This is a genomic window from Bacteroides sp. ET336 (genome assembly GCF_024733815.1).
Lineage (GTDB): Bacteria > Bacteroidota > Bacteroidia > Bacteroidales > Bacteroidaceae > Phocaeicola > Phocaeicola cellulolyticus.
Window position 1 is genome coordinate 70096 of the sequence record NZ_JANRHK010000001.1, and the last position, 18432, is coordinate 88527.

The window sequence follows — 18432 nt, forward strand, 5'->3', positions numbered from 1 at the left end:
AATAAAAATGAATAAGATGAAAAAGTATAAGAGTTTAATATGGCTTTTAGGTCTCATTGCAGGTTTGTCATCTTGCGAAATGCGAGATGAACTTTTAAGAAAAGGTGGAGACGGAGAAAATATTGGTACATTGGAGCTTGATCTGGCATCTATTTATAACGGGGTGGCAATAAGCCGTGCTGGAGAAACAGTAGACGGCGGAACTACTACAGGAAACTTTAATGAAGAAGATGTGAATGTAGACAACTATACATTGGTTGTTACAAAAATAGAAACTCAGGAAGAAGTAACAAAAGGCAAGGTTAGCGAATTGAAAAATGAAAGTGGTAAGGTAGTTATTTCTTTAAGTGAAGGAAGTTATTCTGTAATAGCTTACAATTATGAAGGTGAAAATGTAACGGTGTCAAATCGCCCTTATTTCAAAGGAGAACAGACTTTCTCTGTAAAGAAAGGTATTGCCACAAGTGTTGATTTGCCGTGTAAACTGGCATGTATTGAAGTGTCTGTAGGTCTGACTACTTCATTCGAAGAGGCTTTTGAAGACGATTATACAGTTGTTGTAGATAATGGAGATGGAGCTAGCCAGATTTTCGATAAAACTTCTATCGGTACGAAATATTATTTTCAGGTTCCTGAACATCAGAACAGTCTGAATGCTTCTATCAAGGCAACTTCTGTAGAAGGTAATTTTATTGAACTGAAAGCAACTGTTCAGAAGCCTGCGGATGCAGAAGGTGGTCAGTCTGATTTAGCAGGAGGAGATTCTTTTGAAATTATGCTGACAGAGGAAGGATCTACAGAATCTTCTATTTCTATCGGTATTACTGTTGACCTGACATTTACAGAAGTTGGTGAGACTATCGAAATACCGGTAAGTAATATTATTTATGATGGTCCGGAAACACCGGGTGAAGGCGGTGAAGAACCTGAAGAACCAAGTACTGGTACTTTGTCTGTTACTGGTATTCCGAAAACTTACGATTTAAGTTTAGCTGAGCTTATGGCATCAGGAGAAATGCCGACTATAAAGGTAGATATGGTTTCAGAAAACGGAATAAAGTCATTGGTGGTTTCAATTGAAAGTGATAATGAGGTATTCCCTGTGTTACTTGCTGGTATGGACTTGGATAAACCTTTTGATTTGTGTAATTTGGAAGATAGACCTCAAGCAAAGGAAGAGTTGATTGGTTTGCCACTTATTACAGAAGAAACTTACAATCAGCTTCATAGAGGAAATATGACCAACTACACTTTTGATGTAACATCTTTGGTTGCTTTACTGCCAGGACAAGGATTAATGGGAACACATAAGTTTACATTGACTATTTCTGATGGCAATGAGACTAAGGAGGGCACTTTAACTGTGAATGTAACAGAATAATAATCCTGCTTTATAAAGATAATAATAAAACATAGATATAAATGAAAACAAATATATTAGTTACTAGTTTATTTCTTTTGGCAGGACTATTTACTTCCTGCCAGTCAGAGATAGATGAAGCTAAAGGATATGGCTATCTTCAGCTGTCTTCTGTTGATGTCAATAAGAGTGTAACCACTCGTACTGATATAGCCGAATCGGAAGCAATAGCTGTAGATATATTGGATGAATCGAATGCTGTTGTACAGCATGCCGATGACTGGAGAAATCTGAATGATGTATTACTGCGTGTAGCAACTTATACCGTAAAGGCATATTCAGCCGACAAGGATATGGAAACTCAAGGGTTTGATGTATTGCCTTATTATGAGGGACAAAGCAGTGTACTGATTGAAGCCAACAAAGCAAAAAGTGTGAAAGTGACTTGTAAATTGGCTCAGACAATGGTCTCTGTAAATAGTTCGGAAACTTTTAAATCGACTTTTACCGGTTATACCTGTTATATAGAAGGTGCTGATGCGTTGAGCATTCCGTTTGTAGAAGGAGAAGAACGTGCAGCTTATGTAAAAGCTGATCAGACGTTAACTTTAAAAGTTGATTTCGGTAACGGAAAGTCTTTCTCTCAGCAAATAGCATCGCAGGCGGAAGCTGCTTACCACTATAAAGTGAACTTGGATATTACCGAAGGTAATGCAGGATTTGATATTTCGGTAGATCAAACTATTCATCAGTATGATGTGACTGTAAAGGTTCCTACCAAGCAGGAAAGTGCAGATATAGTGACTGATGATATCAAAATTGATGCTTCTAAAGTTTGGGGACAGTTTGCTTATCTGTCGGGTACTTGTAATTTGGAAGAAGTTACTTCTCCGGTGCAGTTCCGTTACAAGAAGAAAGCTGATGCTGAATGGATTACAATAGATGCTGTTCAGGAAGAAGGAACCAAAAACTATTCTGCAAAGGTTGCTCCGCTGGATTTTGGTACTGAATACGAATATTATATTTTATGTGGAGATAAGACTGGTGAAACTTGTACGTTTACCACAGAATTGTATGAAGAAATTCCAAACCTGAACTTTGATACGTGGACGAAGGTTGAGAAAGGCCTATTTACAAAACGTGATTGTTGGTTCCCGAATGGTGATCAGGCTAATAGTTATTGGGCTACAGGTAATGATGGAGTCGTTACTCTAAAAAGCTCAAATTCAATACCTGTACAAGATGGTCGTAGTGGATATTCGGTTCAACTTTCTACAATAAGTATTACGATGGTTGGATATGCTGCCGGAAATATATTTATCGGTGAGTATAATACGAATATGAGTAATCCTGCAAGTAGCGTTACATTTGGTCGGTCTTACTCAGGTGCCCGTCCTGTAAAACTTTCCGGTTGGTATAAGTATGCTCCAGGTGCGAATATGAGAGATGGTGGTACTATTCCTGCAGATCGTACGCTCACTTCGGATGAGTGTGAGATTTATATAAAACTTTGGTCAGGAGAAACACTTATTGGTGAAGGTAGCTTTGTTGATAATAAGAATGTTTCAGAATATACAAGGTTTGAATGTCCTGTTGAATATATTGATCCGACAAAACGCCCGACTAAAATAACTATTGTTGCTACGTCAAGCCGTTATGGTGGTGAATTTCAAGGAACGAGTGTTGTTGGGCAGTTGGCGGAAGGTAGTACCCTTTGGGTAGATGATTTTGAATTGTCATACTATTAATATTAGCATGAAGAAATATTTCATTTTATTATTAATCTTTTCGTGCGTAACTTCGGTTTACGCACGAAAAGGTTATGATCGTAATATAAAGACTTCTCTGTTTGTTCCTAAAGGTTCGTGGATGGGAGGAGTTACATTTTCTTATACCGAGCTGGCTGGAGATAATTACAAATTTCTTATATTAGATGATATAAACAGTGAAGGATATACTTTTAAGGTGAGTCCGTATGCCGGATATTTTTTTCGGGACAATATGGCAGCCGGTGTTCGTTTGAATTATAACCGTACATATGCGGATATAGGTAATGTCAATCTGGATTTGGGAGATGACCTGACATTTGATATCAGTGATTATAAATATCTTGAGCATGAATATACTGCAGCCGGATTTTTACGTACATATATGGGCTTGGGAAACAGTAAGATTTTTGGCTTTTTCAATGAACTTCGCCTTACATATGGATATGGACAAGGAAAGACCTTATCTGGTGCAGATCAGACGCTTTCAGGTACTTATCAGACTTCTCATCGTTTGCAAATTGGTGCAGCACCCGGACTAACGGCTTTTGTTATGAACAACATGGCTGTAGAAGTTTCTATTAACGTGGTCGGACTGGATTTTAAGTGGGTTGAACAGGTTACCAATCAGGTGGAATATGGGTCATACCGCCAAAGTTCAGCTGATTTTAAAATTAATATATTTTCTATCAATATCGGTATTTGTACTTATTTTTAAATTGACAAATTATGATGATGAAAGTTTTGAAGCTTAGTCTTGTATCACTCTTGTTACTGAACATGTCTTCGTGTATAGAGAATGACATTCCTTATCCTTATATAGAGGGAGTTATTCAGGAAATTCAGGTAGACGGAATGCAGGGAGAAGCTGTGTTCAATAATCAGGCTCGTACTATTGAACTTACTATAGGAGAGGATGCTTTTATTGATAGTTTGCCGATTACTAAACTGGTTGCCAATTCGGAAGCTATGATTTATCCAGATACGTCTGCTTGTATTAAACCAAATGGTTTTCCTTCTTTCAGCTTTATATCTCTGAATGAGCTTCCTGCTAATGCTAATACTGCCATTAACTTTACAAATCCGGTAAGTGTCTTGCTGAAAACATATCAGGATTATTGGTGGAAGATAACTGTAAAACAGGAAATAGAACGGACTATTGAAGTAGAAAATCAGTCGGGTACTGCTCCTTTACTAGATTTGTATAATCATATCGCTATAATTTATGTAACTGAGGATGCTGACTATCGGAATATAAAAATTAAAAAGTTAAATTTGGAAGGCTCTAAAACTGTGCTGGAGCCTACTGCAGAAACGGTAACTGATTTTACCCGTCCGCGTGTGTTTAAAGCTTATCGTAACGGCAGATATATATGCGACTGGACTGTGGATGTGCAGAAATCGTCAGTTACAGCTTCTGTTGAAAAGGTAAATGCATGGGCTACCAAAGCTTATATTAGTGGTAGTTTCAGAGCGGGAACGAATGTCTCAGTGGAATATCGTGTGAAAGGTAATGAGGAATGGACAGAACTCGATGCTTCTGCCATTACCGAAACGGGAAATACTTCTTACTCGGCAGAACTTATGGGATTGCAGAGCGGTACTGACTATGAGGTACGCGCGCTAGCAGGAGGCAGTGAAGGAGAGATATATTCTTTCCAGACGGAAACGATTGTTGCACTTCCCAATATGAACTTCGAAACTTGGACACAGAATGGAAAAACATGGTATCCGAATCCGGTTGCCGATAATTATGATGATCCACAAGCTTATTGGGCTACCGGAAATCAAGGTGTAACTAGTGTCGGTAATAGAGATTCGAATGTAGTTCCAGTAGAAGGTGCAGATGCCTATAAAGGGAATGCTGTAAAAATGTATACTATTGAACCTATGACTCTTGTTGGTGCAGCGGCTGGAAATATATTTATAGGAAAGTATAAGACAAATGTAGGAAATCCTGCATCTAGTCCTTCTTTTGGTCGCTCCTATTCGGGGGCTCGACCAACAAAATTGACAGGATATTATAAGTATAAATCAATGCCAATTACCAATGGTGGAACTGTTCCGGGTAATCTGACAACAGATCAATGTCATATATATATGATTTTATGGAATTCAGCTGGTCAGGAAATTGCTTATGGTGAGTTTGTTGGGACTGAAACTGTTACTGAGTATACTAAATTTGAACTAGATTTGGAATATAGTGATAAACAGTCGAAGCCTGCTCAAATTGCTATTGTAGCAACTTCCAGTCGTTATGGTGGTGAATTTCAGGGGATGAAAGTTGTGGGGCAGGTAGGTAGTGGTAGTACTTTATGGGTAGATGAATTTGAATTAGGTTATGAATAAATCGATTATTGAATATATGAAGTGGATAAGTTACTTGTGTTTGCTGGTACTGTGTATGGTATTGACTGGATGTCAGTCTGATGAAGAAACGACTTTATCAGGCAAGACTGGTTTACTTGTTACATTGACTGACGAAGAAAATAAGGCTTATTCTCGTACAGCTCCTTCCGGCCTAGAAGATCCGGTAATGGAAAAGTTTCAGTTAAAAGTAGTATATAGCGGTACGGATAAGTCGGCATATAAAGGTAGCTGCAAGGAATCTGTCCTGCTGTTGGAAGGGCTCTATGACTTGACGGCTACTTATGGTGATAATCCGGTGATTGCCTTGGATGCTCCTTATTATACAGGAAGTTTGGCAGGACAGGAAGTGATAAAGGGACAGATGATACCAATCTCTATTCCTTGTTCAGTTGCCAATTCTTTGTTGTCAGTCATTTATAACAAAGAGAGTCTTAACAAAATGTACGAATCTTATTACGTAACTGTTTCCGCAGGAAGTGAATCTGTCGATTTGGATGCTGATTCAGGAAAGAGTGCTTATTTTCGTGCCGGTTCTTCTGTGAAGTTGGTTTTTCACGGACGTCTGTCAGGAACTGGTAAGGAAGTTGTACATGATATTCCAGAACAGGAACAGTTTGCAAATATTCCTGTAAAGACTCATGTGAAAGTTACGTTGGGATTGGATGAGTCCAGTGTTACATCTGGAGTAGGTATTTCTATTGAGAAATTGGAAACAGAAACAGTTTCCATTTCAGAAACAATCCCTGTGGAATATTTGCCAAAGCCGAAGTTGGAAACAGACGATTTCGTGAACAATACATTGTCGTTTGCCGAAACAGAGAAGAAACAGGCTGTTATTCGTCTGAAACTTTCGTCTGCCTTGCAGGAGTTGAAGCTAAAGTTTAATTCGGCAGATGCTAAGTTTGCCGGACTGGAACAAGGGCGAGAATATTTATTGTCGAATGCTGAAGATAAGTCGGTTATAGAAACGGCGTTGGGTATTACATTGCCGGAAATAGGAGCAACGGAGTGCTGTCTTGATTTTACTTCCTTGATTCCACAATTGATGACAGATAGAGGTGCTACTGTTGTATCGACAGTAGAAGTAGATGTTAAGGCCAATAATCGTTGGGCAAGCGAGGATGCTGCAGCTAATCGAGTATATACGCTTACTTGTAATAAACCGGAATTTTATCTTGTTACCAATCCGGGAAACTTCTGGTGCAAGGAGTTTAGTGTAGATAGTTGTGATATCAGAACGGGTGATGTAGAAACTCTTTCGAAGAGAATCCAATATCAATATCGTAAGAAAGGTGATGAGCAATGGATTGATTGTGACCGCTTGGTAAAGTTTGATGACTATCCTGCTGATAAGCAATATCAGGTGCGTGCCGTATATCGTGAAGGTATCGAAACTGAACCTATAGATGTGGAATTAGAAACTCCGCAGCAGTTGCCGAACTCAGGTATGGAAGAATGGTATTATCAAAAGGTACATTCTAGTGGATGGGTTTCCGATAATATTTATTCTATATATCCTTGGACTAATGGTGGTGATAGTTTTTGGGATAGTAATAATGATTTTACAACTCGTAATAGAGGTACATTTGCTAAAATTTATAATAGTTTTCCTGCTATGTCGTTTGTTAAAAATGCTCATTCTGGAACATGGGCTGCAGAATTAAGAAGTACAGGAAATGGACGAGGAAATACACTACCGAGTAATGTCCTTGAGATGAATCGTGTTGCAGGAGAATTATTTACAGGAACCATACAGGTTAATACAGGAGGAACTGATGCTATTCCTATAGGTGACCAATATACTATTGATAAAAATAGAGGTTTTAATGTACGTCCTACAGCATTGAGTTTTTGGTATAAGTATGTTCCTTATGGTTCTGATACATATAGGGTATTGGTTCAATTGATAGATGTTGAGGGAAATGTTATTATAGAGAACTCATATGAATCTTCTGATATAAAAAATGATTGGACTAAATCTGTTGTACGATTGAATTATGAAAATGGAAAATCGTATGCAAAGTGTGCTAAGATCTTTATATGTTTTAGTTCTACCATAAATACAGGAGAAAATATGTCTTACCAAAAAGGAAGTTATACTATTTGGTTAGATAAAGAGACTAACTTTGAACCTGTATGGTATGGTAGTATACTTACAATTGACGATATTTCATTAATCTTTGATAGATAATATACAATGAGCAAACAGATTCTATATACGATATTATCTGTTTTCCTGCTGATAAGCTGTCGGCAGGAAAATTATACGATACTCTCTGGAGAAGGATTTCTATCTGTTTCTGGTATAGAAATTCAGTCACAAACAAATACAGAAGTTGCTTCGCGTTCAACTGATGATATAATCTGGACTGTTGAACTATGGAAAGGCAATGAGATGCTCCGCACACTTTCTGCAGAAGATATGCAGGATAAAATTGAGTTGGATGTAGCAGATGATTATATGTTGAAAGTATATAGTCCGAATTATGGATCAGAAAAAAATTGGACTAATGATGAAAAAGGCGTACCAGTTTATTATAAGGAAGTACCTTTTATTGTGAAGCAGGGTGAAACAACTGGATTAAAAGTTCAAGTTCCTATGATTACTTTTGCTGTAAGTTTAGATATTTCTGAAGTGCTTGGCGATTGGTTGCATGATTATAGCTTTACGGTTACTGCGGGTGAAAGGAAGGTTTCGCTGCTAAATGGAGAAACTGCTTACTTCCCTCATTCGGAGGGTATTTCTTTCAGCTATCAGTTGTCGATGACTAATTCGGATTCGGAAGTGAATGTTTTGAACGGTGAATGGGGAAAGATGGATGATGAAACTGTGAATATCAACACGATATATACGGTGATTTATAATTGGAGTACTCAATCTTTGTCTTTGAAAAAATAATTTTAATACGTAATATGTCCTTCCTTATTCCATGTATGGTTTTTACATGGGTGGGGAAGGATTATTGTTTCTACCCGTGTAGTTCTGTATTGATACTGTTTTATGTAGAGACTTGAGACTTTTACAAAAAATAGTGTTTGTATATCAATATATACATAAAATGCTTATTTTTGTAACGCAAGTTGAAGATTTTATTTTTACATTAATAGTAGAAATGGATATTTTGTATAGTAAAATACCTGATTTCTTCTGTTGATTAAATTTTAAATCTATTTAATATTATGGATTTAAGTTATTTTTGAATCTAAAATTATAAATGTATAGAAAAATTGTCTTTAATTGCTTGTTTATTGTATAACCTATTTTATCACAAGTCTCATTATTTCCTGCTCCAGCACATATAAAAGAAGGAAAAGATTTTTTCGTGGTTGGTAAGGATGTTGAAATATGTAGCAATGATAGTTATTCTAAAAAGATTATTTCAAATTTAAAGGAAACATTGAGCGATATTCCCACCAAATCTGTCTTGTCGGGTGTAATAATGAAAGAACAATTACAAATAACGGATTAAAGCTGACTCCTGATACTGTAAAACTTACAGCATCCAATGAATCCGGAATGTGCGTTATTTAGACTCCGCGTTGTCCTTTATATGCCGATTTTTTTAGTATAGAACTCATAATATTGGCCGTAGATGGAATAGATATAATCCGATAGAGGATATTTGTAATTTTTCTGAATACTTGGTAAATCTTTTTCATGGCTATGAAATTCAGTTCAGTTTATGGACAGAACGTGTAGCTTAAGTGAAGAGACTTGATTTTATGGCATTTCCAAGACTTATAGTTGTGGCTGAGGCCTATTGGACTTCGGTAGATGTAAAAGAAACTAGCCGTTTTAAGCAAAAATTACCATATTATCTTGAATTGCTTGATGATATGGATATTTATTATTTTAATCCATTTAATCCTGAGTTTACTCTAGAACCACATGGGCATCGGATAAGGATGATGCTTTGAATAACGTATAAATAAGCTTTGTGCTGGAAAATAAAATGAGACTGCCTCAACATTAATATGATGACGACAGTCTCATTATTATTATTATTTAAACTATACTGTTTTAGCGTAGAGTCGGGGATTAAACAATACCCTGAGCCATCATTGCTTTAGCAACCTTCATGAAGCCGGCTACGTTAGCACCCTTCACATAGTTGATATATCCGTCAGGTTCTGTACCGTACTGTACACAAGCTTCGTGGATGTTCTTCATGATGCTTCTCAGTTTTTCGTCAACTTCTTCTGCACTCCAGCTCAACTTGATAGAGTTCTGAGTCATTTCAAGGCCTGATACAGATACACCACCTGCATTGGCTGCTTTACCCGGAGCGTAAAGAATCTTAGCTTCCTGGAATACGCGGATTGCTTCTGGAGTAGAAGGCATGTTTGCACCTTCTGATACAGCGAATACACCGTTTGCGATAAGAGCTTTGGCATCATCACCGTTGATTTCGTTCTGAGTAGCTGATGGAAGAGCGATGTCTGCTTTTTCATTCCATGGACGTGCACCTGCAACGTATTTGCATCCGTATTTCTCTGCGTATTCGCGGATACGGCCACGATACAAGTTCTTGAGTTCCATGATGTAGTCGAGTTTTTCGCGGTCGATACCGTCCGGATCGTAGATGTAACCGTCTGAATCGGACATTGTAACGACTTTAGCGCCCAACTGGATAAGTTTTTCTACTGTATATTGTGCTACGTTTCCTGAACCTGATACAAGGCATGTTTTGCCTGCAATGTCAATATTGCGTGTTTTCAACATTTCCTGTAAGAAGTAGATGTTTCCGTAACCGGTAGCTTCAGGACGGATAAGTGAACCGCCGAATTCGCGGCCTTTACCTGTAAGTACGCCAGTGAATTCGTGAGCCAATTTTTTGTACATACCGAACATGTAGCCTACTTCACGACCACCTACACCTATATCACCTGCAGGAACGTCTGTTTCAGGACCGATGTGACGCCATAATTCCAACATGAATGCCTGGCAGAAACGCATTACTTCGGCGTTTGACTTTCCACGTGGAGAGAAGTCTGAACCACCTTTACCACCACCCATAGGAAGAGTTGTAAGTGAGTTCTTGAATGTCTGCTCGAAAGCAAGGAACTTAAGGATTGACAGATTTACTGAAGAGTGGAAACGGATACCGCCTTTGTAAGGGCCGATAACGTTGTTGTGCTGAACACGATAACCCATGTTAGTCTGGATGTTGCCTTTATCGTCCATCCATGTTACGCGGAACTGATATACTCTGTCTGGAATACAAAGACGTTCGATGAGGTTTACTTTGTCGAATTCAGGGTGTTTGTTGTATTCTTCTTCGATTGTTCCCAAAACTTCTTCTACTGCCTGATGGTATTCAGGTTCATTAGGAAATCTTCTCTTAAGATCCTCCAAAACTTTAGCTGCATTCATAATCTTTACCTTAAAATTAATTGGTTGTTACTATTTGTTGTTTTTTATCTCTCTAGTAGATGATGCAAAAATATATCAAAGAATTGGTTTATGCAACATTTTGATTAAAAAAAATAAGAAAAATATCTTTTTTATACTTTTATTGCATAAAATGTGTTGAAATGCTTATTTCTTTCGGCTGTTGATAGACTTGCCTATCGGTATGAAAACCAGGGCTCCTGATATGATTATAGTTACAATTAGCGGTCCGTCTATCCGTGGTGATGATGTTATGACTACAAAACAGAGTGCTGCCCAGAACAGTGTGAGCAGGACGCATTGTGTATTCGTAAGTGGCTTTCGCATAGCAGGTTTCTTTTAAAAAATGAGTATATAATAAAACGAGTTGGCAAGGTCTGTTCTTTGGAACGGAAACCTTGTCAACTCGTCAAATTAATGCTTCGTCATATTGTGATTAACATCCTTTTTTCTTTTTGTCAACTATGGCGTCAATACATGCTATAGCTGTGATGTTCACTATATCGCGCACTGAACTTTCGATGTCGGTGAAGTGGATAGGTTTGTTCAATCCCATCTGGATAGGGCCTATGACTTCTGTTTCACTCATGTTCTGTATGAGCTGGTAAGTTGAGTTCGCTGAGCTTAGGTTAGGGAATACCAGTGTATTTACCTGCTTGCCTAACAGTTTTGTGAACGGATATTTTTCATCGCGCAATTCGTCATTAAGAGCGAATTTTACTTGCATTTCACCATCGATTGCCAATTCAGGATAGTTCTTGTGCATGTAGGCTACAGCTTCGTGTACTTTTGCCGGACTTCCTTCCTGATCTGAACCGAAGTTGGAGTATGAAAGCATTGCCATAACTGGTTCATGGTTGAAGAAACGTACTGACTTGGCAGACAGACGTGCTATATCTATCAGTGTATCTGTGTCCGGATGACGGTTTATAAGTGTATCTGCAATGAAGTATGTACCCTTCTTTGAGTTGAGGATGTGCATAGTTCCGAAGTGTTTGTATCCTTCCTGTATGCCGATTACTTCCTTGGCAACCTTGATAGTATTGCTGTATTTGGTGTAAAGACCTGTGATGAATGCGTCTGCTTCGCCTGTCTCGACCATCATCATACCGAAGTAGTTGCGTTCGAACATCTTATCGTTTGCTTCTGCAAAGTTGGCTCCCTCGCGTGCGCGTTTTTCGCAAAGTATGCGTGCGTATCTTTCTCTTCTTTCAGCTTCGCTGTCGTGGCGGAGGTTGATGATTTCTATACCTTCAAGGCTGAGGTCAAGCTCTTTGGCAAGTTTCTGTATTCTTTCAGTGTTTCCTAAAAGGATAGGGTTACAGATGCCTTCTGATTTGGCTTCTACTGCGGCTCTAAGCATGTTAGGGTGGATACCTTCGGCAAATACAACTCTCTGAGGACAGCTGCGTGCTGTTTCATAAAGCTTGCGTGTAAGTTTGTTTTCCTGACCCATAAGCTCAAGAAGATGGTTCTTGTATTCATTCCAGTCAGTTATCTCTTTACGTGCGACACCTGAATCCATTGCAGCTTTGGCTACTGCCATTGAGACTTCTGTGATGAGTCGTGGATCGACTGGTTTCGGGATGAAATAGTCTGGTCCGAAAGAAAGGTTGTTTACGTGATATGCTTCGTTTACAACGTCTGGAACTGGTTTCTTCGCCAGATCAGCTATGGCATGTACGGCAGCCAGTTTCATTTCTTCGTTTATGGCTTTGGCACGTGTATCCAATGCTCCACGGAAGATGTAAGGGAAACCGATTACATTATTGATCTGGTTAGGATAGTCCGAACGTCCTGTTGACATCAAAACGTCAGGGCGTGCGCTCATGGCGTCTTCGTATGAAATTTCAGGAGTAGGGTTGGCAAGTGCGAATACTATAGGGCTTGGTGCCATGCTTCGTACCATGTCTTGTGTAAGGACGTTCCCTTTTGAAAGACCGAGGAATACGTCTGCTCCCTTGATGGCTTCTTCCAAAGTGTGGACGTCGCGGCGGTCTGTAGCAAAGAATTTTTTGCTTTCTGTCAGGTTAGGACGGTCGCTTGTGATTACTCCTTTACTGTCGAGCATAAGGATATTTTCCTTGCGTGCTCCAAGTGCTATATATAGTTTTGTACATGATGTAGCTGATGCACCTGCACCGTTAACTACAATCTTGACGTCTTCAATTTTCTTTCCGGCAACTTCGAGGGCATTCAGAAGTCCTGCACTTGAGATGATGGCTGTTCCGTGCTGGTCGTCGTGCATTACCGGAATGTCAAGCTCTGCCTTAAGTCTGTTTTCGATTTCAAAACATTCAGGAGCTTTGATATCTTCAAGGTTGATACCTCCGAAAGTTGGTGCTATTGCTTTAACGGCCTCGATGAATTTTTCAGGATCCTTTTCGTTTACTTCAATGTCGAATACATCGATTCCTGCGTATATCTTGAACAGAAGTCCTTTACCTTCCATAACTGGCTTTCCGCTCATGGCACCTATATCGCCTAATCCCAATACGGCTGTTCCGTTTGAGATAACTGCTACCAGGTTACCTTTGGCTGTATAGTCGTATGCTGTTTCCTGATTTTTCTGGATTTCAAGACATGGCTCTGCTACTCCTGGTGAGTAGGCTAATGAGAGGTCGCGTTGTGTCTGGTATGGTTTGGTGGGAATAACCTCTATTTTTCCCGGTTTGCCCTGTGAGTGATAAAGCAGGGCGGCTTCTTTTGTTATCTTTACCATAAGTTATTACATTTTGTTGTTATTTGTTTATTAAGATGCACAAATGTATGAATAAAAATCTAATATAAGCTTCATTTGTAATTAAAATCTCTAAATTGTTTTTTCTTTTTCTGAAATTGTTTCTTCATAAACTCTTCTTTTTTTTGTCTAATAATCATATTCACTAGTACAATTTTAATATCGTCAGATTTATTGGTTATTCTTAGTTAATTGTTAATTTTAGATGGCCCGAATTTTATATCTTTGCACGTGTGTTTTTATGAAAATAGTTGGCGAACTAAGGTATTTGAAAAAATATATAATAATTTTATATGAAAATGAGCGTGAAAAGTAAATTGAATTTTAGCAATGGCCGTATTGCCATAGCTATGTTGGGTGTTTCTGTTCTTACTGCTTGTGGCGGTGGCCAGGGTGGTATGAAGATGGGTGACAATGAATTTGCTGTTATGACAACGGCTTATACTTCAAGTCATCAGACAAAAACTTATCCTGCCACAATAAAGGGCCTTCAGGATATTGAAATCCGTCCACAGGTTTCAGGTTTTATCGTAAAACTGTGTGTTGACGAGGGTGCTACAGTCAAACGTGGACAGGCATTATTCCAAATAGATCCTACACAGTATAAGGCTGCATACGATCAGGCCAAGGCCGGTGTGGAAGCTGCTAAGGCTAGCCTTGAAACTGTGACTTCAACTCTTGAAAACAAGAAAATGCTTCACGAACAAAAAATCATCAGTGATTTTGAGTATCAGACAGCTATGAATAATCTGCTTTCAGCGAAAGCCAACTATTCACAGGCTGAAGCTGCATATACTGCAGCAAAACAGAATTTGGGCTTCTGTACCGTTACAAGTCCGTCTGATGGTGTTATCGGAACTTTCCCATACAGGGTTGGTAGTCTGGTAAGCCCTTCAGTGCAAGAGCCTTTGACTACTGTTTCACAAATAGGTGACATGTACGTGTATTTCTCAATGACAGAGAAGCAATTGCTGGAAATGACAAAATCTGAACAATCACTGAAGGATCAGCTTGCTGCTATGCCTGAAGTAAAACTTCAATTGGCTGATGGCTCAATTTATGAAGCTGCAGGAAAGATTGATGCTGTAAGTGGTGTTATTGACCAGACTACAGGTTCTGTAAGTATGCGTGCAATATTCCCTAACAGTAGAAATATTTTGCGAAGCGGTGGAACTGCAAATATCATATTCCCTTATGAAATGCAGGATATTATTTTGATACCACAGTATGCAACACAGGAAATACAGGATAAGAAATTCGTTTATGTATTGCAGCCGGACAGCACTTTGAAACATACTGAAATTCAGATTTCAAATCTTAGCGATGGAAAGAATTATATCGTGACAGGTGGTTTGAAGGCTGGTGACCAGATTGTGGTTGAAGGTGTTCAGATCTTGACTGACGGACAGAAGATCGTACCTATTACAACTGCTGAAAAGGAAGCAAAGTATCAGAAACATTTGCAGGACCAGCGTGACGGTAATATACAGACTGCCTTCAATTAATTGCATATCTTGGTCAGAAACAGATATATCAATCTTATTTAATGAGATTTTAAAAAGAATAAAAGAATGAAACTAGATAAATTTATTAATCGTCCGGTACTGTCAACGGTGATTTCTATCTTGATGGTTATCTTGGGTGTTATAGGTTTGGCAACTTTGCCTATTACTCAGTATCCGGATATCGCACCACCTACAGTGTCCGTAAGGGCCACTTATACAGGTGCCAGTGCTTCTGCCGTATTGAATTCTGTCATCGCTCCTTTGGAAGAACAGATAAACGGTGTTGAAAACATGATGTATATTCAATCAAATGCCACTAATACCGGTTCTGCTGATATCAGTGTTTACTTCAAACAGGGAACTGACCCTGATATGGCGGCTGTCAACGTACAGAACCGTGTGTCAATGGCTCAAGGTTTGCTGCCTGCTGAAGTTACACAGATTGGTGTTACAACACAGAAGCGCCAGAACTCAATGTTGATGGTTTTCTCTCTTTACGATGAGACTGACGAATATAATGTAGAGTTTATTGAAAACTATGCCAACATTAACATCGTGCCTGAAATCAAGCGTGTAAACGGTGTGGGTGATGCCAATGTGTTGGGTATGGACTACTCAATGCGTATTTGGTTGAAGCCTGATATCATGGCGCAATATAAACTTGTTCCTTCTGATATCTCTGCTGTTCTTGCTGAACAGAACATCGAAGCTGCACCGGGACAGTTCGGTGAACGCGGAAACCAGACATTCCAATATACTATTAAGTATAAAGGACGTCTGCAGAAAGCAGAGGAATTTGAGAACATCGTTGTAAAGGCATTGCCTGACGGTGAAATCTTACGTTTGGGTGATATCGCAGAGATAGAGCTTGGCCGTCTGGCTTATACATTTAATAATAGGGTTAACGGACATAAGGCTGTATCTGTCATCGTTTACCAGATGGCCGGATCAAACGCTACACAGACTATTTCTGACTTGGAAGAGGTTCTTGCCAAGGCACAGGAATCGCTCCCTACAGGATTGAAAATCAATATTGCCCAAAATGCCAACGACTTCCTTTACGCTTCAATTCATGAGGTAATCAAGACTTTGATTGAGGCATTCGTGCTTGTGTTTATCGTGGTTTACGTGTTCTTGCAGGATATGCGTTCAACACTTATTCCGGCGATTGCAATTCCGGTTGCTTTGATTGCAACATTCTTCGTCTTGAAACTTATCGGATTTAGTGTCAATTTGCTTACTCTTTCTGCCATGGTGTTGGCTATTGCCATAGTGGTGGACGACGCCATAGTGGTGGTTGAAGGTGTACACGCTAAACTTGACCAGGGATATAAGTCGGCAAGAGAGGCTTCAATTGATGCCATGAGTGAACTTGGTGGAGCTATCGTGTCTATTACACTTGTCATGATGTCAGTGTTCATTCCTGTTAGTTTCATGGGTGGTACTGCCGGTACTTTCTATCGTCAGTTCGGTTTGACAATGGCTATTTCAATCGGTTTCTCAGCACTGAATGCGTTGACTCTGTCACCGGCGTTGTGTGCTTTATTCTTGAAACCTCATAAGGCTGAACATGGCGAGAAGAAAATGTCTATGATAGACCGTTTCCATACATCCTTCAATGCTGCATACGATTCTTTGTTGAGCAGTTATAAGAAGCGTGTTGTATTCTTTATACATAAGAAATGGTTCTCTATGGGACTTGTAGCTGTTTCTATAGTATTATTGGTATTCTTCATGAACACTACTCCTACAGGAATGGTGCCTACAGAAGATACAGGTACTATTATGGGTGCAGTGACACTTCCTCCTGGTACATCACAGGAACGCGCGATGGAAATCATGGATAAGGTTGATAGCCTGATTGCCGCAGAACCTGCTGTAAGTTCAAGAACTATTGTTTCCGGTTTCGGATTTATCGGTGGACAGGGTCCTTCATACGGTTCTGTGATTATCAAACTTAAAGACTGGGAAGAACGTTCCTTGATGCAAAATTCAAGTGTAGTAGTAGGAACATTGTTCATGCGTGCACAAAAAATCATTAAGGATGCACAGGTATTGTTCTTTACACCGCCTATGATTCCTGGATATTCGGCTTCAAGTGATATCGAGTTGAACATGCTTGATAGAACTGGTGGTGATCTGAACAAGTTCAATGATGTAGTACATAGCTATATGGACGCATTGAAGCAACGTCCGGAAATCAACTCTGCACAGACTACATTTAACCCAAGTTTCCCACAATACATGATGGATATTGATGCTGCTGCATGTAAGAAAGCAGGTATAAGTCCAAGGGATATTTTGCTTACCATGCAGGGATATTTCGGAGGTTTGTATGCATCAAACTTCAACAGTTTCGGTAAGATGTATCGTGTAATGATACAGGCATCTCCGGAAGCTACGAAGAATATGGAATCATTGAACCGTATAAAAATACGTAACGGAAACGAGATGGCTCCTATTACTCAGTTTGTATCTTTGAAGAAAATATACGGACCTGACGTCATCAGCCGTTTCAACCTTTATACCTCTATTAAGGTGATGGTTGCACCTGCATCAGGTTATACTTCAGGTCAGGCACTTCAGGCTATTGCCGAGGTTGCAAAAGAAAACCTTCCTACAGGTTTCGGTTACGAACTTGGAGGTATGGCCCGTGAGGAAGCCGAAACCAGTGGTGGTACAACTGCCATTATCTTCGTTCTGTGTTTCGTCTTTGTATATTTGCTGTTGAGTGCCCAATACGAAAGTTATATATTGCCGTTGGCCGTATTGCTTTCGGTTCCTGCCGGTTTGTTGGGAAGCTTCTTGTTCGTAAACGGTTTCAGTGCTTTGGGTAGCATACCTGCATTAAAGATGATAATTGGTACAATGTCAAACGACATCTATATGCAGATTGCTCTTATCATGCTTATGGGATTGTTGGCTAAGAATGCAATCCTTATCGTTGAGTTCGCCCTCGACCGCCGTAAGCAGGGTATGGGTATTGCATGGGCGGCTGTGCTTGGTGCTTCTGCCCGTCTGCGTCCTATCCTTATGACATCACTTGCAATGATTGTCGGACTTATTCCGTTGATGCTTGCAGTGGGTGTAGGTGCACATGGTAACCGTACACTTGGTGCTTCAGCCATTGGTGGTATGTTGGTAGGTATGATATTCCAGATATTCATTGTTCCGGTATTGTTCGTAATATTCCAGTGGCTTCAGGAGAAATTCAAGCCTATCGAATGGGATAGCTTGGATGAAAGCGAAGTGGAAGCTGAAATTGAACAATATTCTCATACTAAATAATTAAGACTATA

General features: G+C 39.4%; 12 protein-coding genes. 10 read left to right on the forward strand and 2 right to left on the reverse strand.

Translation table 11 applies throughout. From position 1 onward, the window contains the following. Window positions 1-16 precede the first annotated feature (16 nt). From NW213_RS00380 to NW213_RS00410, 7 genes are all read left to right on the forward strand, one after another. On the forward strand, window positions 17-1381 hold the full coding sequence (locus tag NW213_RS00380; protein WP_258321489.1) for a DUF4493 domain-containing protein: 1365 nt from the start codon (window positions 17-19) through the stop codon (window positions 1379-1381). A 41-nt stretch (window positions 1382-1422) separates the two neighbouring features. Further along, window positions 1423-3108: a DUF4493 domain-containing protein gene (locus NW213_RS00385; protein ID WP_258321490.1), complete on the forward strand. Its 1686-nt coding sequence runs from the start codon at window positions 1423-1425 to the stop codon at window positions 3106-3108. 7 nt (window positions 3109-3115) lie between these two features. Then, on the forward strand, window positions 3116-3844 hold the full coding sequence (locus NW213_RS00390) for a hypothetical protein (protein ID WP_204391752.1): 729 nt from the start codon (window positions 3116-3118) through the stop codon (window positions 3842-3844). Between the two features lie 11 nt (window positions 3845-3855). Next, complete coding sequence (locus tag NW213_RS00395) at window positions 3856-5475, forward strand: PCMD domain-containing protein (protein WP_258321491.1); 1620 nt, start codon at window positions 3856-3858, stop codon at window positions 5473-5475. 16 nt (window positions 5476-5491) lie between these two features. Then, window positions 5492-7687 carry a DUF4493 domain-containing protein gene (locus NW213_RS00400; protein WP_258321492.1) on the forward strand — a complete coding sequence of 732 codons (2196 nt, stop codon included), beginning with the start codon at window positions 5492-5494 and terminating at the stop codon, window positions 7685-7687. 6 nt (window positions 7688-7693) lie between these two features. Continuing rightward, entirely contained in the window at window positions 7694-8395 is a 702-nt protein-coding gene (locus tag NW213_RS00405; RefSeq protein ID WP_258321493.1) for a DUF4493 domain-containing protein, read from the forward strand. An 824-nt stretch (window positions 8396-9219) separates the two neighbouring features. Further along, window positions 9220-9414, forward strand: coding sequence for a hypothetical protein (locus NW213_RS00410; RefSeq protein ID WP_204391743.1), 195 nt, complete (start codon window positions 9220-9222; stop codon window positions 9412-9414). A gap of 121 nt (window positions 9415-9535) precedes the next feature. Here NW213_RS00410 and NW213_RS00415 read toward each other — a convergent pair whose 3' ends face one another. Beyond that, the gene (locus NW213_RS00415; RefSeq protein ID WP_154044376.1) at window positions 9536-10870 is read right to left on the reverse strand and encodes an NADP-specific glutamate dehydrogenase; all 1335 of its coding nucleotides are present in this window, start codon (window positions 10868-10870) and stop codon (window positions 9536-9538) included. 202 nt (window positions 10871-11072) lie between these two features. On the opposite strand from NW213_RS00415, the gene NW213_RS16955 reads away from it, so the two are divergent. Beyond that, window positions 11073-11231 (forward strand): hypothetical protein, encoded by a 159-nt coding sequence (locus NW213_RS16955; RefSeq protein ID WP_375338090.1) that lies wholly within the window; start codon window positions 11073-11075, stop codon window positions 11229-11231. A gap of 93 nt (window positions 11232-11324) precedes the next feature. On the opposite strand, the gene NW213_RS00425 is transcribed toward NW213_RS16955, so the two are convergent. Then, the gene (locus NW213_RS00425; protein WP_154044378.1) at window positions 11325-13610 is read right to left on the reverse strand and encodes an NADP-dependent malic enzyme; all 2286 of its coding nucleotides are present in this window, start codon (window positions 13608-13610) and stop codon (window positions 11325-11327) included. A 311-nt stretch (window positions 13611-13921) separates the two neighbouring features. On the opposite strand from NW213_RS00425, the gene NW213_RS00430 reads away from it, so the two are divergent. Next, window positions 13922-15133, forward strand: coding sequence for an efflux RND transporter periplasmic adaptor subunit (locus NW213_RS00430; RefSeq protein WP_154044379.1), 1212 nt, complete (start codon window positions 13922-13924; stop codon window positions 15131-15133). Between the two features lie 66 nt (window positions 15134-15199). Beyond that, window positions 15200-18421, forward strand: a complete 3222-nt coding sequence (locus NW213_RS00435) for an efflux RND transporter permease subunit (protein WP_154044380.1) — start codon at window positions 15200-15202, stop codon at window positions 18419-18421. The last annotated feature ends 11 nt before the right edge of the window (window positions 18422-18432 follow it).